Raw genomic sequence first — 20,266 nt, 5'->3', positions numbered from 1 at the left:
GTCTATTTTTAAATATCTTGCCACCGAATAACCTAGGTAATTGTTGGTAAGATTATAAAATGACATCAAGTCCAAGGAGAACGTTACTATGCCGCACCAGAAGTTTCAGTCAGCTAACATAAAACCCCGCTATTCCAAAGGACAAATTTCAGTATTTGGGACCAACTCGGTATATCCACGTCCTCCTTGGATATCAGCATGGTGGTCGGCGGCTTTTCCTGGGTTTGGGCACATGTTTATAGGTAAATACCTGCATGGGTTTATACTTATCCTCTGGGAGCTGGTGGTAAACAACCTTTCCCATTTAAACATGGCGATTGCCTTATCTTTTCATGGCAGGTTTGAGGAGGCAAAGGCTATATTAAATCAGGACTTGGTTCTGCTTTATGTGGCTGTATACATATTTAGCATCTGGGACAGTTACCGCTGTGCGGTTGAAATCAAGAAAAGTCACATTCTGGCCGAGATTGAAGATGCACCTATCACACCTTCAGATATTAGCTTTTTTGATGTAGTCATTCTTGATAAAAAGAATCCCTTGGTAGGATTACTCTGGTCTGTTTTTACTCCTGGCTTGGGGCAATTATATGCTGGCAGTACGATTGTTGGCACATTTGTGTTAGCTTGGTGGATATTTGTTTGTTATAAGGCGGTGGCCGTTCGTACCTGGCTTTATTCATTCCTTGGGGATTTCGATAAAGCAAGTACAATAGTGGACTGGCAGTGGTTCCTTTTTTTGCCTTCGATGTACGCTTTTGCCATCTACCAGTCGTACGTAGCGGTAACAGAAAACAATACACTATTTGATATTGAACAAATACGGTTTCTTAGAGTGAGGGATGAAAACTTGACCCAACCTATCAAAACGGAAGACAATTCAACAAAGATAATCGCTACATTTGACCATTCTCCCTTTGTGGAAATGGTTATTCATGATCTAGAGAAATTGGGAGTGCCATCGCAGAATATTGTGGCATTACCTCTAGAGAACCTTGATTCAGAAGCACATATTTTGGATACTATCCATCGGGTCGATGGCAGAAGCATTTTGGATGGAGCCATGATGGTCGGGACCATCTTTGCGGTTCTGGGAACTATATATGGATTCGTATGGAACTGGGGACCAGTCATTTGGGGATTAATCGGTTTTGTAGGAGGGTTCCTCTTGGGATTGATCATCGAATTGGCGGTCAATAAAAAGAAATTAAAAGTTTTAGGAAACCGTAAAAGTGAAGTTATTATAGAAGTAACATGTAATTCTGGTCTTCAAGACCAACTGATTAAAGCTCTTAAATTACGGAGGGCACTAGGTTTCGTCATTATGCCTCAACGATCAACCTCTAATCTATAACTTAATGTAGAGTATAAATGGAGTGGACCAATTGGTTCACTCTTTATTATAAGGTGTCTTATGATTCTATTAAGAGATTCAAAAGTAAATAACATCTTTTTAAAAAGAAAGACATTTCAGAGGTGTCATTTCATTCAGAGTGCACCATTAGGAAAAAATTAGAGAACTTATGAATACAATATTCAAAACAGGGTACTTAACTAGTAAGAAGAAGTGAATGGTAATTTAGCTAATGAAGCCTTTCATAAGGAGGAAATTAGTATGTTCGATTTCATGGTAGGATTCATCCGAGGAATGACGATTATGTGTCCGTTTTGGTTCATATTTTTATTAGCCGCTACAGGTAAAAAACAAAGGTATGCTGATACTTAAATCGATATGAATTATATTATTGGCGTTTAAAAATTAAACAATAAAAAGCGTTACTCCTCTTGGGGTAACGCTTTTTATTGAAGTGAAATTTCAAATAAAAGCTATTGATATTACTGTAAATTATAAATTTCGATATATATTATTACGTGGAGGTTTGGAACATGAAAGCAATTCAAGTTGAAGAAATTGTTGACATGAGAAATTAGTTTTTACTGATGTTGAGAAAGTAGCAGTAGCAAAGGGAGAGTTGTGTGTTCGATTTTGCTTCGATACTATTGTTATTGAAGATGATTATTTTTCAGTGATAGAAGTAATTTATGGATTTTATTGAGGGGAGAAGAGGTTATGATTTTGTTTGGTGAGTCGGAAAAACTAGAAGACTATTTACTCGAATTAACCGAAGTTAATTTTTCTAATCCAATTATAAAAAAGAAAGCAGATGAACTTTTTAACCCATCACAAACGGAGATTGAAAAAGCAAGAATAGCTTTTGAATTTGTTCGTGATGAAATTGCTCATTCTTGGGATATTCAATCGAAGCGAGTTACATGTAATGCTTCGGAAGTATTAGACTTTAAAGAGGGGATTTGCTATGCCAAATCCCACCTATTAGCGTCTTTGTTGCGTTCACAGGGAATACCAACAGGTTTTTGTTATCAAAGACTAATGTTATTTGATACTCCCGAAAAAGGGTATTGTATTCATGCTTTAAATGCTATCTACCTTAAATCACTTAATAAATGGATTAGGGTTGATGCTCGTGGTAATAAAGAGGGAATTGATGCCCAATTTTCAATTGAAGAAGAAATATTAGCTTTTCCCATTAATGAAGAACTTGATGAAAAGGATTATCCAGTTATCTATGCTAATCCTCATCCAAAAATTACAGCTGTTTTAAAAGAACATACAAATGTCTTAGAAATGTATAAACATCACTTGCCAGAGAGTTTGTAGTTGTGTGACGTTCAGGCAGCATTTGTTTAATATCCGAAACGACCAAAAAGCTGAAAAAATGCAAGAAATTATTTATTTTTTGCATCTTTTCAGCTTTTTATTTTTATCTATTTTTCACAGCAATTACTGAACTTATCTTGATTTATGGCAATCCATGAAACTCTTTGTGCAGCCTTACGAATATACTTTTTAACCGTATCAATAGAGTCAACCCCGTCCCAATAACGGCCGAGAAAATGGATAAACACATCTAAACTTCGCAGCTGAATGAGGAGAGGAAGGGCATGAATTTCTTCTTCTGTCGGCGTAATTATGGTGCCATATCCTGTTAGGAAAGCAGTAATCTTTTTTAAAATAATGGTTTCATCCTCTTCAACATCAATAAAATCAGACAAGGAAACCGCAGCTTCCATCACCCGTAAATCATGGGTAACAAATTCAAAATCAAGAATGGCGGAAATTTTTCCATCCCTACCCGAAAGAATATTGGAAGCATTTAAATCTCCATGGACGAGCTGGTGAGGGAGCCTTTTTAAAAATGGGACTCTGGCTTGAAAAGAAACTAGTTGTTTGTAAATTGTTATTAATTCTTGAGTTAATTCCACAAAGTCCTCTGGTGGATGGAGGGAAAATTCCTGAATCTGATCCAGTGAACATCTTGGGTGTGTACTATCCATATCATAATATGGTTTGTATACTGGCAGTTGATTTACATGGACCTCGGCAAGTTTTGCAGAAAGTTCACCAGTCACCTTACCGAATGAGTAAATTTGATCTAAGTCCTCCAGGGAAGGATTCATCCCATCAATAAATTTAAATAATCCTGCAAGAAATCCTGAACTGTTTTTGACAATGGTTTTCCCTTCTTTTGTTTTCATTGGTACGGGTACGGAAAAGGGAAGGGGCTCCTTCATTAATGCTAGTAATACAGCATGTTCATAGTTCACTTTATCTTCATCTTGATGTGTTTCGTAGATTCTCAGTACGTATTTCTCATTGTTTGCCACAATAAATACGGTTGTATTGTTTTCCCCGCTTGGTCCGGGAACCATCTCCCAGTTCTCATTCGGGAAGTACAAAGGTGCTATTTCTTCAATAACTGATAAACTTTTATTCATCTTATTCAAGTATCCTTTTTAAACAGAAGTCTATCACGTAAAGGAAAAAGAGGAAAGTAATTTTGAGTGGATAGTGGTCTTTGTTTGTAAACCACAAATGGTTAATTCATTTTCTAATTCTAAAATAATCGCACATCCCAACAAATGCTGAAGAAAAGCGCGATACATAAGTTCTGCTAAAGGACAGATGTCCCCATTCGAACGAGGAATTTGTCCGATAGAGAATTTACTATTGGACAAATTTTTCTAATAATTGTTGATATTGTCTTATAGTATCGTTCTATTGGACAGTGGTACAGTGAAACTCAAGCATACTGTCTAATAGAGTCTTTCTAAAGGACAGGATTCATTGATTGTAAGTAAAAGTTGTCCAATAGAGCTCAGAATATTGGACAACTTTTTTCTATTAGCAGTTGATTTTGTCTAATAGAATCGTTCTATTGGACAGTAGAACGGTAAGACTAAAGGGTAATGTCTAATAGAAAACCTATAACAAGAATAGCGGGGAAATTCCCTCTTTTAGCCCCCATATTTAGCCATAGAACAGTAATGAAATATAAACTGACCTAAAAGAATCGTTATTCAATGATCTTTTAGGTCAGTCCCTTAACATTTTGATTAATAGAGCAAGCTTATAATTCAACTTGGCTTATTTTTTACCTCCAAGAGACCATATCACCACAGGAATGAGTAATAAGGATAAAATTCCTCCAGTCAAAGATAAGGTTAGATAACTTGAACCTGCCACGATTACCCCAGACAACGCTCCGCCAGCAGCTCCTGACAACGCAATCAAAACATCCACGGTACCTTGCGTTTTAGCGCGTGTGGTTGTTTCTGTTGAATCAACAATAAGTGCAGTCCCGCTTATTAAACCAAAATTCCATCCTAATCCAAGTAAAGAAAGAGCAATAACTAGAAGAATCATAGAATCTCCTTGTGCAATTGCTGCGATTAGACCTGCGAGAAACAAGGTTGTTCCGGAAGCAACAGCCATTGTAGTACGCCCCAACTTATCAACAAGGAAACCTGTAACCAGTGAAGGGAGATACATGGCACCTATATGAAATCCAATTACAAGACCAACTGCACCTAAACCATGTCCATGATGCATCATATGAACGGGTGTCATGGTCATAATAGCTACCATTACAATTTGAGTAAGAACCATAATTGTTGCACCAACGATTATGCCCCTTTTGTTTTCTGTATGTTCAGTTATTGCCACAAGTCCTTTATCACTACGTTCTTGGTTGGTCGCTTCTATCGTTCTTGCAATAACTAACGGGTCTGGACGAAGCATGATGAAAAGGACAAGACCTGCTAAGATATAGGCTGCAGCTCCTAAAATGAAAGGACCTGCAAGTGATGGAACACCAATAGAAATAGCGAAATTCCCCATCACATTGACTAAATTTGGACCGGCAACCGCACCAAATGTGGTAAAAACCATTGTAATACTAATCGCTGTGGCCCGCTGTTTACTATTCGCTAAGTCCGTACCTGCATAACGTGCTTGTAAATTTGTTGCCGACCCTGCCCCATATACAAGCAGCGAAGCAAATAACAGTAAAACACTATTGATAATTGCTGAAATGATGACTCCTATTGCTCCAAGTCCACCAATCAGAAAACCCGCTGTCAGACCTGTACGGCGCCCAAACGCCTGTGAAAGTCTCCCCACAAATAGAGCTGCTCCTGCTGACCCGAAAGTAAGTAAAGCGGAAGGAACCCCAGCTAACGCATCCGTTCCAAGCATTTGCTGGGCAAGAAGTGCCCCGACAGTCACTCCTGCTGCTAACCCTGCACCACCAAATATTTGTGAAATACTTACAACGAATAATGTCCGCTTGTATAACGTTTTTTGTTTTTCTGAAGAATGAATGTAGCTTTGTAACCAAGCTGATTGAACGTCTACCGCTTTTTCACTCATAATCATTCCTACCTTTCCAGTAAATTACCTCCAACTATTTGAATTATCATAACACGCACAAAAAAACCATACAATAATATAATTGTATGGCAAACAATATTAGGTAAGACTGTCCAGCAAACGTTTAAGAATCATCAATCCTTGCTCAAGCTCTTCAAGTGTTTTTGGTGCACATACCGAAACCCTGATTGCTCTTTCAGGTGAACTATTTCCTACGACAAAACGTTCAGCCGCATATACTTGTACACCCTGACTGGCCGCTTTTGTTTCAAATTCAGCACCAGATATCTCGCCTGGTAATAGCAGCCAACGAAAGATTCCTGTTTCATCACCTAAACATGTATAGTCACCCAAATATCGATTGACGATTTGGTTTCTGCGAATGGTTTGTTCCTGATGACTTTCAATTAAGGCTTCAAACTGATTCGAAACAATCGTACGTGCTGTCAGTTCAGCTAACAGCGGGGAAACGGTTATATTTAAATTATAAAGTGCCTTTGAAATTGCTTCCTTATATTGACTCGGTACTGCTATATACGCTAGCCTTAAGCCTGGTGCTAGTGATTTCGATAAACTTGCTATATAAATGACCTGTTCTGGAGCAAATGACGCGAGTGCTGTCAGTGGTTTTTTGCCCAGAAGATGGTACGATGCATCTTCAATAACGAACTGATTATACTTTTTGGCAATGTCTGCAATCTTTTTCCGAGTCTCAACCGACATAAAGGAAGCCGTTGGATTATGATAATCTGGAATCAAATAAATGCCTTTAATATTTTCATTTTTGCAGGCATATTCAAAGGCCATCGGACTCATTTCATAGTTTTCACATTTTATCGGGACGAGTTGCACATGAAGCATTGCAGCGACCGTTTTTAAGCCAGGGTAGGTATGCTGGTCAACGCCCATGCGATCGCCAGGCTTGCAAAGACTTGCCAATATAGCCGCAATCGCATTTTGACCTCCATTTGCAAATAAAATGTGATCAAAGGTTGTTTCAAACCCGGCTCTACGGATTAGCTTTATAGCTGCATCCTTTTGCCAAAGGCTTTCGCCTGCCCGGCCATAACCAAACCATTTTTCATAATCCGTCTCTTGCACCATACTTTTTAGCTGGAGCAGCAGTGGCTCGTATGAAGCATTATCTGGAAGGGTTGCTCCCATTTCAATTAAATGTTTCGGCTTAGTATCTTCTAGTAAATATGCATTCGATAACGCATCAAAGGAAACAAATGTGCCACTTCCAACTGATGCACTTAACAAGCCCTTTAATTCACACACTTTAAAGGCTTTTGAAATGGTGCTTAAATTTAAATCTAAATAATCAGCCAGTTCTCTTTGGGGAGGAAGTTTTGTTCCAGGCAGCAAAACTCCTTTTAGTATATCTTGTTCCAATTGCCTTGCGAGTGCCTGGTAAATAGGCTTTTCAGTTTTAACAATCGATGGCTTCCAACTCATCGGATAGTTTTCAAAAGAATTAATCGGCATAATACGCATTCCTTTTTCACACAATTATTTGATTGTGCCGTTAGTTGGTAAAAAGCAGCTTTACAGTATTAATCTACCTTATTTTTCGGTAAAATCAAAGTACAAAGAACCTGAAAGCGCACAGGATTCACTTCAGTTTTTTGCTTATATGTCTTTGAGGTAATAAACCTATTGTTGTATAATGTAGAAAATTGTAGGAGCAGCTTACATAATATTTATGTCATTGAGAGTACTACATAAGAACAATAATAGATGTACCTTATCCAATGTATGATTCGATTCGAATACAAGTATAATTAAAAGAAAGGATGGGGTGAGTTGAACAACAAAGTTATCCGTTTAATTATTTGCCTATTATTTGTTTTGTTAGCAGGCTGCAGTGCAAATAGCTATGACCTTAAACTATCTACACCGAAATCATTTACCCCAGGGCAAACGACTCCTATTCAACTAAAAATCCTGGATCAGAATGGTAAAGCAGTTGAAGGGGCAAAGGTTGCAGCCATACTGGATATGAATGGAATGAGTCATGGAGATCTTTCAGTGGCGATGCAGGAAACAGAAAATGGGGTCTATGTGGGTAACGTTAAATTTGAAATGGAAGGAGATTATACGGCAATTATTCAAATTGACAAAAACGGTGAAAAAACGAAGACAGAAAAAAGATTTTCGATAGTCTACAATAACGATGCCCAATAGTTTTAGAAAATATTTGTTGTCTTCACCACATTATTTTTCAGCATAATGGCTAAAAGAGTGGACAAAGACTTGGTAAAAATTACCAAGTCTTTGTTTTGCTTTTATTTTGGCGGATCTGAATTCTTCGAATCATAAAAGCTATTCCGATAAAATATCAATGAATTATCCCTCGAATTAAACAATTAATAATAATTTGGAACTTTTTGGTTTATTTTTCGTATATAATGTTAGGCAAGTCTTTAAGAGCCTTAGCGATTTATTTTTACAAGAAAGAGGAGGAACAAATGGCGGTAAATACTTTGGAAGTACAATCGTTAACGAAAGTCATAGGGAAGAAGAAGATCGTAGATGATGTCAGCTTCAGTGTGAAAAAAGGGGAAATCTTTGGCCTTTTAGGACCGAATGGAGCAGGGAAAACAACCATTATCCGTATGATTGTCAGCTTGATCAAGCGGACAGATGGAGCGGTGATAGTAAATGGGAATAATCTCGACGGACAATTTAAGAAGACAATGGCTGAAATTGGGGCGATCGTTGAAAATCCGGAATTTTACAAGTATATGAGCGGCTACAAAAATTTAAAGCATTATGCGAATATGGCCATTAAAGAGGTGTCCCAAGAACGTATCCTGGAAGTTGCTAGATTAGTAAAATTAGAAGATGCCATTCACCAAAAGGTGAAGACCTATTCACTTGGAATGAGGCAAAGGCTGGGGGTGGCCCAGGCACTATTACATAACCCATCACTGCTTATTCTCGATGAACCGACAAATGGTTTGGATCCTCAAGGAATCAGAGAATTCAGAGATTACCTGCATACACTTGCAAAAGAGGGAATTTCCGTATTGGTATCCTCCCATCTTTTAGCTGAAATGCAGCTCATGTGTGATCGTTTTGCCATAATTGAAAAAGGTAAACTAATACATATTTCCTCTATGAAAGAAACGATGGAGGAAGACGAAAAGACAGAAGTTATTTTTGAGGTGAGCAGCAGCAAACAAGCAGTTGAACTGTTGAAAGGACCATTTGCCGATGCAGGAATTAAAGTCATAGGAGACGACCAATTCTCAGTTAATGTAGAAAAAGCTCAGATTAGTATCATTAATAAGCTATTAATCTCTAAGGATATAGATGTCTATGGGATTAGCAAGGTAACCGTTTCACTAGAAGACCGTTTCTTAGAAATTACAAACAAGGATGTCAGGGAGAGTGGAGGTGTCGTCCAATGATTGCATTAATTCGTAATGAACTAATGAAATTGTTTCAAAGGAAATCGAGCTGGATTTATCTAATCATCCTCGTACTCGCCGTCATTGTTGGAGGGATCATCTATAATAAAGTATCAGGTGAACCCGATCCGAATTGGCGGTCTGAGATGAAAGCTCAAGTTGCTGAGTTGCAGCAGAATGAAAAAACTGCTCCAGAGGAAGAAAAACAGTTTATTACTAGTGAAATTGAACAAAAACAGAAATACCTGGATGAAAACGTAAACCCTAATGCCGTTAGTAATTGGCATTTTATGAATAATGTTGTATTTGGTATGACGACTTTGGTGACTTTGCTGGCTGTTATTGTCTGCAGTGCCAGCGTGTCAGCGGAATTTGCAGATGGCACGATTAAGCAGCTATTAATCAGGCCTCATCAGAGATGGGCAATCCTCCTATCCAAATACCTTTCATTAATCATTTATTCGCTTACTCTTTTAGCGACACTTATTTTTGCTGGTTATCTTGTCGGTTTGATTACATTTGGTAATGGTGACTTTTCAGCGAAGATTTTTGAGATGGCTCTCGACGGACAGAAGGCAGCAGAAGTCGGCCCACAGTTCTTCCTTAAGATTGCCTACTACCTTCCAAGTTTGTTGGTTATAACGGCTATTGCCTTTATGCTTTCTACTTTATTTAAAAGTCAGGCATTGGCGGTGGGAATAGGGATTTTTGTTCTGTTTATTTCTTCCACTCTGGGTGGATTAATTGTCCTTCTTGCAGAAAAATACGAATGGGCAAAGTTTTTAATTTTTCCACATCTCGATTTAACCATTTATGCTTTGCAAGACAAGATTTTGGGGGATATTACACTTCCGATATCACTGACAATCTTAGCCGTGTATTATGTTATTTTTATGTTCCTGACTTTCGTATTTTTCCAGAAGCGGGATATTAGTATATAAGAGAATAGACAAGGGCTTAAGTTTTGACAAAATTAATTTTAGCAATATTATTGGAGACCAATTCTCATATGAATTGGTCCCTAGCGAACTAGGGGAAGAATTCGAATGATCATTAGATCTATTGAAGTTAAGGATGCAGAAAACTATAGATAAGTTAAAAAAGGATTCTTATTCTAAAAAGCGAATTTAAAATTATGGACGATAACATCTATGTTTTTTTATATGGATACATTTTGTTATCTTTTTGATTTAGAGGTCTTAAAAAGAGAAAGACTTAGTAGTAATGGCTGTATTTTAACAATTAAGGGAGTGGAAGAAATATGTTTACTAAAGTCGGTCAAATTATGTTGTATGTGAATAACCAAGATGAGTCACTGAAATTTTGGACAGACCAGTTAGGTTTTACTGTAGTATCCGAAGAAAATATGGGGCAAGGAATGAGATGGATCGAAATTGCTCCAAAAGAGGGGGCAGAAACAAACATCATTCTTCACAATAAGGAATTTGTAGCTAAAATGTCTCCTGAATTAAATCTTGCTACTCCTTCTCTAATGTTCTTCACTGAGAATCTAGAACAATTACATAGTGACTTGTTAAAGAAAAACATTACAGTCGGGGAAATTGTTAATATGCCATCTGGAAGAGTATTTAACTTTGCAGATAATGAAGATAATTACTTTGCTGTAATGGAAAGAAATTAAATTTCATTAAATGCTATAGTCACATATAGATGAAAGCCTCATATTTAAAATGAAGTTACTTGAATAAAATTTTTATTTTTGTTTAGAAGGCGGTAGAAACATGAGTAAAATCATTGTTATCGGCAGCATGAATATGGATATTGTTAATCATGTCGAAAAACAGCCGCAGCCAGGTGAGACAATCAAGGGATGGGGAATCGCTTATCATCCTGGTGGCAAAGGAGCTAATCAGGCAGTCGCTGCGGCACGTTCCGGGGGAAAAGTAATTATGGCAGGAGCAGTTGGAACGGATTCTTTTGCTGATAAGCTAATTAGCTCACTCCAGGATGAAGGAATCGGCACAGATTTTATATCAAAAAAGGACAGCTCATCTGGGATTGCTTTTATAACCGTTGATTCATGCGGGGAGAACACCATTATTCTATCAGAAGGATCTAATGGTCAATTCATGCCTGAAGATTTGGATCAAATTATGCAGGTATTGGATAGCTGTGATATCATTCTTCTTCAAAATGAAATCCCTTGGCAGACAACAGAATATGCAATCCAAGCTGCTCAGAGCAAAGGTGTACGCGTTTTTTTAAATCCTGCTCCCGCGGTAAAGGTACCAAAAAAGCTGTTTCCATTCCTTGATACACTGATTTTAAATGAAACAGAAGCAGAAGCCATTACAGAGACCCCGGTTACCAATATTAATCAAGCTCAAAACGCAGCACATCAGCTAAACGAATGGGGTATCAAGGAAGTGATTATTACGCTCGGAAAAAAGGGGGCCCTTTACCGTAATATAGAAGGACTGGATATTTTTACAGAGTCCTATTCCGTAGATGCAGTAGATACGACTTCGGCTGGAGATACATTTATTGGTGCTTATGTTGTCGAAAGAAGCTTGGAAACTCCTATCCAATCTTGTCTTAAATATGCCACAGCGGCAGCAGCTTTGTCAGTAACGGTACAAGGTGCTCAAACTTCCATTCCCAGAAGAGAAAGGATTCTAACATTCTTGAAGTCGTTTGGTTCATATTCTTAGAACTGATGTACTGCCAATTGATCACCTAGAAATAACCCACAAATTTTCCGACTAAATTTCATCGTTCGACCCAAAAATAAGGAGAAACCAAGAACCTGGAGGACGATTTCTTGAACCAATTGTTAGAACTGCCCGCCCTGCTCATCCTCGACGTTCAAAACGGCTTTGATGATCCATTTTGGGGGGAACGGAACAATCCCGAGGCTGAACAGAACATTGCGATTCTGCAAACAGAATGGAGAAAGAGGAAAGGACATATCATTTACACCAAACATCTGTCCTTGCTGCCGGCCTCTCCTTTACATTATAAAAACAAACAAGGTACGGAGTTTAAATATAGTATAAAGCCGCTGCCAAACGAAACCGTGTATACGAAAAATGTCAATAGTGGCTTTATTGGTACAGAATTAGAAACCTATCTCAAAGCGCACCAAGTTAACGCAGTCATCATCACAGGCTTGTCTACTCAGCATTGTGTTTCAACAACTACCCGAATGAGTGCAAACCTTGGATACCGAACATTTTTAGTAGAGGATGCCATTGCGGCATTTGGCATTACAGACCATAAAGGTATATATCACAGTGCCGCATCTATTCAAGAACATGAGTTAGCCATGCTGCAAAAAGAATTTGCTACGATCGTAACGACTAAAGATATTCTTAACCAGCTCAACCAAATAGAAATCTAAAGCGCAGGGGGTAATACTCCTGCGCTGTTTATTTTTTTAGTTTTAATAGTTCCAGCATCCGATGGTAAGGACATTTTGCTATTGAAGTATCATCATCACGCAGAAAATACTGTCTCCATTCAAAATTATCTTCTGCACCATAACTATTTAAATCAGGATGGATCGGAACCGTATCATAGTTTGCCAGCCTTTTTCGGACGCTAGCTTTAATACTCTTCGCAAAACTCTCCTTTTTATTAAATTCCTGCAGTACCCACCGAGGGGTGATGGCCAGCATCATTACGTCAAAATGCCGGCTTTGTCGGTTGACATGTGCAGGAGTTGCGCAATACATAAAATATTTTTCCCCATTAAAACAAAACTCCCAGATTGGATTGTGAGGGTCTTTCGGTATATCAGCCGGCCATTCAGCAGAGTCGAGTGCCGTCAAGCCGCTCAGTTGTTTCCAAAATAACTGCTCATAATCCTCCACTGTATAGGCATCCTTGATATCCCTAGGTGTTTGATAAAAAATAATTAGTGAGGTAAAGGAACCGAAATTTCTTGATTCGCTTGAAAACTGACTCATTAGTTCAGCAAGTTCATATAAAGTTTCGGTATGCCGCGGGTCTCCAATAAACCCATAACGTAATTGGTTTTTAGAGAAACCAATGGTTGCAGGTATACAAGGGAAAGGCTGATTTTTATCACTCATCTTCGCTGAAAAATTCTCTAATGCAGTCCGTTCCCAATCGTCAAGCAGCTCCCGATTTAGGTGGGAATCCAAGTATAATTCTCGCACGTTGTTCACCTCCGGTTGTTACTCAATGTATTCAATGTCCTATGAAAATGAGAGATGTCCGTGGACAAATGGGCAGTTCTCCTGGATAGTAAAAATTCCTTAGAACTATGCATGAATTACTTCTCCAAGAATACATGTTAGAGATGGCACCCATATCAAAACTGTACAACAAAACACCTGAAAACCTCTCTATGTGTCAGGTAACAGCCGGATTATGTTAGGGGATATTATTTACTTCGGGAGGAGATCTGTTGAAGTTGTTACGAAAAGGAGTGGATTTTTTTTGGAAGACTCATGAGATATCGGTTGCGGAGTATCAAAGAAATACAAAGATGGTACTTGGCAGTCTTTTAGGAGTCATAGCGGCCATTTTACAGTCTGCAGGGTTAATTGGCGGTTTCGGTTATGCGTTTAGCATGATGGCAACTGGGCCCATTGCGTTAGCCACCATCATCTCTGCTCAGTTTGGCATGCTTACGTATATAGTTACCGCATTATTACTGCTGATGATCCAGCCCTCCGAGGTATTGGTCTTTCTGTTTACAACCGGTCTATTGGGGGTTGCATTAGGATTAGGCTTTAAATGGACTAGGCGAATCATTTCCGTTGCCTTGGCAGGAGGATTGGCATTATCTATAGGAATCCTTTTGCTGCTCGTTGTGTTCCATTTTCCGGTACTAGGTCCATCCCTCTCAAAGAATGTAAACGTTCAAACCATCTTAGCGGTAACAAGTTTCAGTCTCATCTATAGTTGGATTTGGATGAGAGTAAGCTTGGCAGGAATGAGACAAATAAATAAACGAGTCATGCGCAAGGTTTTGTTTGAAAAGAACGATTCCACTTAGAGCTCTCCATCCCAAATGGAGGGTTTTTTTAGTGGAAATATACGTATACATAGATTTCTAGAATTAAAATTTATAATGCTGGTGTAACAAAAATAGTGTATGAGACATAGTATGAACTACATAGTGTATAACATACAGCAATAGACGAAACGAGGTGTATGATGAGTACTTTACTGAATTCATTAATGACAGAGCTTAGAAGGGGTACCTTGACATTAGCTGTACTAAGTCAATTGCGTACTCCGCAATATGGATATTCACTTGTACAGCTATTTGAAAATTCAAGCATTACTATTGACCAAAGCACCTTATACCCCCTGCTGCGCCGTCTAGAGAAACAAGGTCTTGTTACGAGCACTTGGGATACATCTGAGAGCAGGCCCCGAAAGTACTATGTTTTAAGTGAATTTGGATTAGAGATTTTTACACAGCTCAAAGAGGAATGGCTAAAAAATTCAAGAGAACTTTACGAGTTGTTAAAAGGAGAGGAAAAGGAATGAATTTAATTGATGTTTATATTCAGGAAGTGACTCGAAGACTCCCGGAAAAAAACCGCGCGGACATTGCCCTTGAATTACAATCCACGATTGAGGATATGCTGCCAGATGGCTATGGGGAAGAAGATGTAAAGTCTGTTCTTCAAAAAATGGGGAATCCTGCTGTTCTTGCAAGTGGATATCGAGATCAGCCCATGCATCTCATTGGTCCGCGATACTTTGATGTATATACTTCATTATTGAAAATGGTTTTACCAATTGCAGGTTTGGTTGCTTTCATCGCCGTGATTGCCGAATATATAAATGGGGTTAACGGTGCAGAAGCGATCATCAATGTTGTTCTAGATATAATAGGTTTGGGAGTTTGGAGAATTCTAGAGGTAGTGATTCAGACATTTTTCTGGTTCACAGTAGTTTTTGCTGTTATAGAACGAGTGGATAAAGACAAAGATAACCAGCCTTTATCTACAGCCTTAAAAAAATGGACACCTGAAGATTTAAAAAATATCACTTATATACCAAAGAAAAAAGTAATATCAAAATTTGAGGTGTTTTTCGGATTATTATGGACTGCCATATGGGCTTCACTATACTTCTTTGCTTACCAGCTAATCGGAATATATGAAAGCGGGGAAGACGGATTAACACTAGTTGCACCAGCATTCAACCAAGAAATATTATTTCAATATTGGCCAATAGTTGCAGTTTTAATAGCATTTGAGATTGCACTCACACTATATAAATTTATAAAAGGTCAATGGACTAGGAAATTGGCCATCCTCAATTCAATCCATGAATTCATTGCAACTGTTATTCTTTCCTATATCCTACTAACCCCCAACATACTAACTCCAGAATTTATAAATTACAAAACAGGTTTTGAAAATTTAGATACATGGTTTATTGAGGTAATAATAATCATCTTTGCTATTGCTGCCGTGATTAATATAATTGACGGGTTCCGTAAAGCCAGATTATTCGTGAAGTAATAATGAAGGTTTATAATCGGCTTACCATTTATGGATAATATTTCAAAAACATAGTTTTAATATTATTAATCAGGGGGACGTATTAAATAAGCCGTCCCCCCTGTGTTTTTGGTCGAAAATTGATATCGTTTCCAAAAAATATATTTGTTTACCCTTGAGCAAGGTTCAGGTTATAATAAATTTTATTAATTTAGGTTTTCGAAATAATTGTAAAAAAGATTTCATAATAAAATATTTTTTAAGAAAGGCGATGGACATTGAACAAACCTAATGGAAAAAAACGAATACAGCTGGCCATACTTTTAGGATCACTTGGGCTATTAGGACCCTTTACAATTGATACGTATTTACCTTCTTTTCCAACGATTGTAAAAGATTATGAAACTACTGCATCACTCGTACAAATCAGTTTAACCTCCTGTTTATTAGGCCTAGGATTAGGACAATTAGTTATCGGCCCGATGAGTGATGTAAAAGGACGCAGGCAGCCATTAATTATATTTATCATTTTGTACTTACTTGCTTCCATAACCTGTGCGCTCTCACCCAATATTTATTTCCTTATTATTGCTCGCTTGGTTCAGGGCTTTGCAGCAGCAGGAGGACTTGTAATCTCTAGAGCCATTGTTCGAGATCTCTATAGTGGTAGAGAACTCACCAAGTTCTTTACAATGATGGTGTTAGTAGGTAACCTCGGACCGATCGTTGCACCGGTTGCAGGTGGGGGAATACTAGCGTTTACTAATTGGCATGGAGTGTTTATTGCTCTTGCCATAATTGGTGCGATATTGCTCTTCGTTGTTGCCATCAAATTAGAGGAATCGTTGCCAGAAGAAAAACGAATTCCAAGCAATTTACCTCAAATCATGAAAAACTTTGGTTCTTTATTTAAGGACCGGACATTTATGGGTTATGCACTGACTTCAGGTTTTACTACGGCTGGAATTTTTGCCTATGTATCTGGGATTCCATTTGTCTATCAGAATATATATGGCGTCACCCCGCAACAGTTTAGTTTATTATTCGGGGTAAACGGATTGGCCTTAATTATTGGAAGCCAGCTCGTCGGCCGCTTGGCAGACGTGGTTTCAGAAAAGACTTTCTTAAAAATAGGGTTAGGTATCGCAAACATCTCTGGTTTATTGTTGCTAATCGCTCTATTTTTAAAAGCTCCGCTTTTAGCGGTTGCGATTCCAATTTTCTTTTTTGTATCGTCAATTAGTATTATTGGAACAACTTCCTTTGCATTAGCGATCGAAACCCAAGGACATATTGCCGGAAGTGCTTCTGCCTTATTAGGATTACTGCCGTTTGTACTTGGTTCTGTAACAGCTCCACTAGTTGGAATAGCAGGGGCCTATACTGGCGTTCCAATGGGCGTCCTTATCTTTTGTTCTAGTTTCTTAGCTTTCCTTTCCTATTTTGTTTTGGTGCGGAAAGCTTCACTAAGGTTACAAGCTTCTAATTCATTTGCTAAGTTGTCTAAACAAAAATAAACCATCCCTGTGTTTAAAGGTTATACGTTAAAATAGAATGAAGGAGAACACATGTCGATGAACAACGATTGTGTTCTCCTTCTTTATTTACTATCTATAAGATAGAATTTTTTTCGTTAATCGTTTGTCTGATATTTAGATTAGAGTAAAGTTTGAAATCCATAAATCCCATTAAAGGTACTTTTTTAGAAATATTGTTTATGATAAACTAACAAAGTCTATAATTGAATTTGTTTTTCATATAATAATATTTTGGTGCAATAAACAGATAGTATTTAAAAGAAATACCTCTGAAGTACCAAATACATATTTCATTCTTCATTTACGTTTGTTTTTTGGTATTTTTTATTTTTTCAATCTTCATTTTATTTTTTAATTCATCATCAAAATACAGAACCTAGCAGGAGAAGGAAGTAGATATGAAATTTAGAACAAAGCTTTATGGTGGATTAGTCCTTATGTTACTTTTTAACATTATTTTTCTTGTTGTATTAATGAAGATGATCAATCAACAGACAGTCGTTATGACAACACTCGTCTCCAATCTAGACGAGAGAAAGTTGATGGCGTCAAAACTGGAGTTTGAAATTAGTAACATGGGGAGGGAGCTAAATGAGATTGCATCCTCTCCAATAGATCAGGTACTTCCACAGGTAGTGAATGAATGGGAGAAATCAAGGTTAACTATTCGTTCCTCGCTTGAAACACTTGGAAAAATGGATAACCGACAAGAAACTCAGGACTTAATCGATAAATTTAATACGATTTACAAAACGTATGAAGAAGTCGGTAACCAGATGATTATCTTACAAAAAACGGATAGAAACGCTAATTTCGACAAGCTTATTTGGGGAGATGCTAAGCGCGATCGGGTCCGGCTTGAGCAGATTTCGGATTTGTTATATACCCTGCAGGAACAGGAAAAGAAAGATCAACTCTTACGAACAAGGCAAACGTATAATTTGGAATTAAAAATGATTTATGCCTTTGTTGGGATTGGCTTTCTAATCGGCCTGATTGTTGCCGTTTGGATCATTAAGGGGTTAACCAGAAATTTGCAGCGGGTTGCTTCTGTCATGAGCAATGTGGCTCTATATCATGGGGCACAGTTTCCACGAATTGGCGTAGCCACGAAAGATGAAATTGGCGCAATTTCAATTGCCTATAATCGAATGGCTCAAACATTAGAAGAGAAAGCGGTCCATGAAAAGGCATTGATTGAAAAAGCAGAGGAACATAGCTGGCTCAAATCAAAAGAGGCCGAAATCACTTCCATGTATACTTCTGTTGAAGATTTTAAAACTTTATCCAAACTTTTTATCCATCATATCACACCGATGGTAGATGCCCAGTATGGGGTTTTCTATATGAAGGAGCGTAACCAAGAGGAGCAACGTCTAGTAAGTATGGCTTCTTATGCCTTTAATCAGGATTCGGGTACATCAAGAAGTTTTCATTTTGGTGAGGGGCTTGTGGGGCAGTGTGCGGCAGAAATGAAACCGATTATCATTTCTGAAATACCTGACCATTATGTAAAAATAGCATCAGGTGTGGGTGAAGCGGCTCCTAAAAATATTTATATTCTACCGGCTGAATTTGAAGGAGAGGTTTTAGCTGTTCTTGAGGTTGCCTCATTTAAACCATTTACTGCGGTTCAACAAGAGCTTCTCCATGAGGTGATGTCTCATATCGGCATCACGATCAATAGTATAGGAAACCGAATGCAGGTCAAAAACTTATTGCAAGAATCTCAAGCTATGACCGAAGAGCTGCAAAGTCAATCAGAAGAGCTGCAGCAGCAGCAAGAAGAACTAAGGATTATAAATGAAGAGCTCGAGGTCCAGTATAACAATTCTGAACAGAAAAAAGAGGAATTAGAGAAATTCAGTATTGCCCTTGAGGAAAAAGCACAAGAACTGGCCCTTACCTCCCAGTATAAATCCGAATTTCTTGCGAATATGTCTCATGAGCTGCGTACCCCTCTGAACAGTTTATTAATTCTTGCACAAATGCTTTTGGAAAAAAAGAATGAGAATTTAACCGAGCAGCAATTGGAATACATCCATACCATCTATTCATCTGGAAATGATTTGCTTCATTTAATCAATGAGGTTTTAGATTTGGCAAAAGTCGAGGCTGGAAAAATAGACGTGGTCCGCGGGGATATATCTCTGGAGAAAATCACTACTTTTGCTGAACGGTATTTTAACCCTTTAGCTCGTCAAAAGGGTTTGGAGTTTTCAATCCTAATAGATGAGGATGTACCGGGGTTCATTTATACGGATGAACATCGACTGAATCAAATTCTGAAAAACCTTTTATCCAATGCCTTCAAGTTTACTGACAAAGGCTGCGTTTCGTTCCTTATTAAAAAGGTTGTTCGAAACTTGTCAGACCCATTTATCAGTTTTACCATTTCTGATACAGGAATCGGTATTTCAAAAACGAAGCAGCAATTAATTTTTAATGCTTTTATACAAGCAGACGGAACCACCAGTCGAAAATATGGAGGGACAGGCTTAGGTTTATCGATTAGCCGCGAACTGGCCCACATTCTTGGGGGCTTCATCGATTTATCAAGTGAAGAAGGTGCAGGAAGTTCCTTTACACTTTATCTGCCAATGGATCAAATGAAACCATATGAAACTAGTCTATTGGCAGAAACGGCCGCAGCCCTTCAAGATGAAGAAAACCCCTCCCTAAATCGGGGAGTGGTGGAGCTGGATACCAGATTGAAGGCTGAAGAAACAAGCGGAGAATTCCCCTTAATGAATGGGAAGAAAATTCTCATAGTAGATGATGATATGCGGAACATTTATGCTTTATCCTCTGCACTTGAAGAATGCGAAATAGACGTACTTTTTGCAGAAAATGGCAGAGAGGGGATTGAAGTATTACAGGGAAATCCTGATATTGATTTGATTTTGATGGATATCATGATGCCTGAAATGGATGGATTTGAGGCGATGCGCCACATTCGCACCAAGCCGGAATTTCAAGATTTACCCATTATTGCATTAACAGCTAAGGCGATGAAACATAACCGTGAACAATGTATTAATGCGGGCGCTTCAGATTACATTAGCAAACCCATTGACTTAGATCAGCTCTACTCATTGATACAGGTTTGGCTATATAGATAGGTGGGAGGGA

General features: G+C 38.2%; 17 protein-coding genes. 13 read left to right on the top strand and 4 right to left on the bottom strand.

Features of this window, described 5'->3' with window-relative positions:
* The first annotated feature begins 88 nt into the window (after window positions 1–88).
* Complete coding sequence (locus GXK58_RS13675) at window positions 89–1,351, top strand: hypothetical protein (RefSeq protein WP_160723689.1); 1,263 nt, start codon at window positions 89–91, stop codon at window positions 1,349–1,351.
* A 717-nt stretch (window positions 1,352–2,068) separates the two neighbouring features.
* On the top strand, window positions 2,069–2,677 hold the full coding sequence (locus GXK58_RS13670; RefSeq protein ID WP_160723688.1) for a transglutaminase-like domain-containing protein: 609 nt from the start codon (window positions 2,069–2,071) through the stop codon (window positions 2,675–2,677).
* 107 nt (window positions 2,678–2,784) lie between these two features.
* Here the strand turns inward: GXK58_RS13670 and GXK58_RS13665 are convergent, their stop codons facing one another.
* The 3 genes from GXK58_RS13665 to GXK58_RS13655 form a co-directional block, all read right to left on the bottom strand.
* Window positions 2,785–3,795 carry a phosphotransferase gene (locus GXK58_RS13665; RefSeq protein WP_160723687.1) on the bottom strand — a complete coding sequence of 337 codons (1,011 nt, stop codon included), beginning with the start codon at window positions 3,793–3,795 and terminating at the stop codon, window positions 2,785–2,787.
* A 649-nt stretch (window positions 3,796–4,444) separates the two neighbouring features.
* Window positions 4,445–5,728, bottom strand: a complete 1,284-nt coding sequence (locus tag GXK58_RS13660; protein WP_442862475.1) for an MFS transporter — start codon at window positions 5,726–5,728, stop codon at window positions 4,445–4,447.
* A gap of 99 nt (window positions 5,729–5,827) precedes the next feature.
* The gene (locus GXK58_RS13655; RefSeq protein ID WP_160723685.1) at window positions 5,828–7,216 is read right to left on the bottom strand and encodes an aminotransferase-like domain-containing protein; all 1,389 of its coding nucleotides are present in this window, start codon (window positions 7,214–7,216) and stop codon (window positions 5,828–5,830) included.
* 318 nt (window positions 7,217–7,534) lie between these two features.
* On the opposite strand from GXK58_RS13655, the gene GXK58_RS13650 reads away from it, so the two are divergent.
* The 6 genes from GXK58_RS13650 to GXK58_RS13625 all read left to right on the top strand — a co-directional run bounded on the left by GXK58_RS13650 (window position 7,535) and on the right by GXK58_RS13625 (window position 12,505).
* A complete protein-coding gene (locus GXK58_RS13650) occupies window positions 7,535–7,915 on the top strand; it encodes a FixH family protein (RefSeq protein WP_160723684.1) in 381 nt (126 codons plus the stop codon).
* Window positions 7,916–8,199: 284 nt separating this feature from the next.
* Complete coding sequence (locus GXK58_RS13645) at window positions 8,200–9,144, top strand: ABC transporter ATP-binding protein (protein ID WP_160723683.1); 945 nt, start codon at window positions 8,200–8,202, stop codon at window positions 9,142–9,144.
* Entirely contained in the window at window positions 9,141–10,085 is a 945-nt protein-coding gene (locus GXK58_RS13640) for an ABC transporter permease (RefSeq protein WP_160723682.1), read from the top strand. The genes GXK58_RS13645 and GXK58_RS13640 overlap by 4 nt, the downstream gene beginning before the upstream one ends.
* Window positions 10,086–10,405: 320 nt before the next feature.
* Window positions 10,406–10,786 (top strand): VOC family protein, encoded by a 381-nt coding sequence (locus GXK58_RS13635; protein ID WP_160723681.1) that lies wholly within the window; start codon window positions 10,406–10,408, stop codon window positions 10,784–10,786.
* Between the two features lie 100 nt (window positions 10,787–10,886).
* Complete coding sequence (rbsK, locus tag GXK58_RS13630; protein WP_160723680.1) at window positions 10,887–11,816, top strand: ribokinase; 930 nt, start codon at window positions 10,887–10,889, stop codon at window positions 11,814–11,816.
* Window positions 11,817–11,926: 110 nt separating this feature from the next.
* The gene (locus GXK58_RS13625; protein ID WP_442862474.1) at window positions 11,927–12,505 is read left to right on the top strand and encodes an isochorismatase family protein; all 579 of its coding nucleotides are present in this window, start codon (window positions 11,927–11,929) and stop codon (window positions 12,503–12,505) included.
* 28 nt (window positions 12,506–12,533) lie between these two features.
* Here GXK58_RS13625 and GXK58_RS13620 read toward each other — a convergent pair whose 3' ends face one another.
* Window positions 12,534–13,286: a YqcI/YcgG family protein gene (locus tag GXK58_RS13620; RefSeq protein WP_237389662.1), complete on the bottom strand. Its 753-nt coding sequence runs from the start codon at window positions 13,284–13,286 to the stop codon at window positions 12,534–12,536.
* Between the two features lie 251 nt (window positions 13,287–13,537).
* On the opposite strand from GXK58_RS13620, the gene GXK58_RS13615 reads away from it, so the two are divergent.
* The 5 genes from GXK58_RS13615 (at window position 13,538) to GXK58_RS13595 (ending at window position 20,256) form a co-directional block, all read left to right on the top strand.
* On the top strand, window positions 13,538–14,131 hold the full coding sequence (locus GXK58_RS13615; protein WP_160723679.1) for a hypothetical protein: 594 nt from the start codon (window positions 13,538–13,540) through the stop codon (window positions 14,129–14,131).
* A gap of 161 nt (window positions 14,132–14,292) precedes the next feature.
* Window positions 14,293–14,631: a PadR family transcriptional regulator gene (locus tag GXK58_RS13610; protein ID WP_160723678.1), complete on the top strand. Its 339-nt coding sequence runs from the start codon at window positions 14,293–14,295 to the stop codon at window positions 14,629–14,631.
* A complete protein-coding gene (locus GXK58_RS13605; protein ID WP_160723677.1) occupies window positions 14,628–15,617 on the top strand; it encodes an HAAS signaling domain-containing protein in 990 nt (329 codons plus the stop codon). Before GXK58_RS13610 ends, GXK58_RS13605 begins: the two co-directional genes overlap by 4 nt.
* Window positions 15,618–15,874: 257 nt before the next feature.
* Window positions 15,875–17,113, top strand: a complete 1,239-nt coding sequence (locus GXK58_RS13600) for a Bcr/CflA family multidrug efflux MFS transporter (protein WP_160723676.1) — start codon at window positions 15,875–15,877, stop codon at window positions 17,111–17,113.
* A 419-nt stretch (window positions 17,114–17,532) separates the two neighbouring features.
* Window positions 17,533–20,256, top strand: a complete 2,724-nt coding sequence (locus GXK58_RS13595) for a response regulator (protein WP_160723675.1) — start codon at window positions 17,533–17,535, stop codon at window positions 20,254–20,256.
* Window positions 20,257–20,266: the final 10 nt, after the last annotated feature.

Source organism: Bacillus sp. USDA818B3_A (genome assembly GCF_009928415.1).
In the GTDB taxonomy this organism is placed as follows: Bacteria; Bacillota; Bacilli; order Bacillales; family Cytobacillaceae; genus Neobacillus.
Note: the sequence above shows the minus strand (reverse complement) of the source record. Positions and strands in the feature narration are given on the sequence as shown.

Excerpts from the sequence above, each read along its gene's own strand:
- GXK58_RS13675 (WP_160723689.1), top strand. The coding sequence starts at position 89 with ATGCCGCACCAGAAGTTTCAGTCAGCTAACATAAAACCCCGCTATTCC.
- GXK58_RS13670 (WP_160723688.1), top strand. The coding sequence starts at position 2,069 with ATGATTTTGTTTGGTGAGTCGGAAAAACTAGAAGACTATTTACTCGAA.
- GXK58_RS13665 (WP_160723687.1), bottom strand. The coding sequence starts at position 3,795 with ATGAATAAAAGTTTATCAGTTATTGAAGAAATAGCACCTTTGTACTTC.
- GXK58_RS13660 (WP_442862475.1), bottom strand. The coding sequence starts at position 5,728 with ATGAGTGAAAAAGCGGTAGACGTTCAATCAGCTTGGTTACAAAGCTAC.
- GXK58_RS13655 (WP_160723685.1), bottom strand. The coding sequence starts at position 7,216 with ATGCCGATTAATTCTTTTGAAAACTATCCGATGAGTTGGAAGCCATCG.
- GXK58_RS13645 (WP_160723683.1), top strand. The coding sequence starts at position 8,200 with ATGGCGGTAAATACTTTGGAAGTACAATCGTTAACGAAAGTCATAGGG.
- GXK58_RS13640 (WP_160723682.1), top strand. The coding sequence starts at position 9,141 with ATGATTGCATTAATTCGTAATGAACTAATGAAATTGTTTCAAAGGAAA.
- GXK58_RS13635 (WP_160723681.1), top strand. The coding sequence starts at position 10,406 with ATGTTTACTAAAGTCGGTCAAATTATGTTGTATGTGAATAACCAAGAT.
- rbsK (WP_160723680.1), top strand. The coding sequence starts at position 10,887 with ATGAGTAAAATCATTGTTATCGGCAGCATGAATATGGATATTGTTAAT.
- GXK58_RS13610 (WP_160723678.1), top strand. The coding sequence starts at position 14,293 with ATGAGTACTTTACTGAATTCATTAATGACAGAGCTTAGAAGGGGTACC.
- GXK58_RS13605 (WP_160723677.1), top strand. The coding sequence starts at position 14,628 with ATGAATTTAATTGATGTTTATATTCAGGAAGTGACTCGAAGACTCCCG.
- GXK58_RS13595 (WP_160723675.1), top strand. The coding sequence starts at position 17,533 with ATGAAATTTAGAACAAAGCTTTATGGTGGATTAGTCCTTATGTTACTT.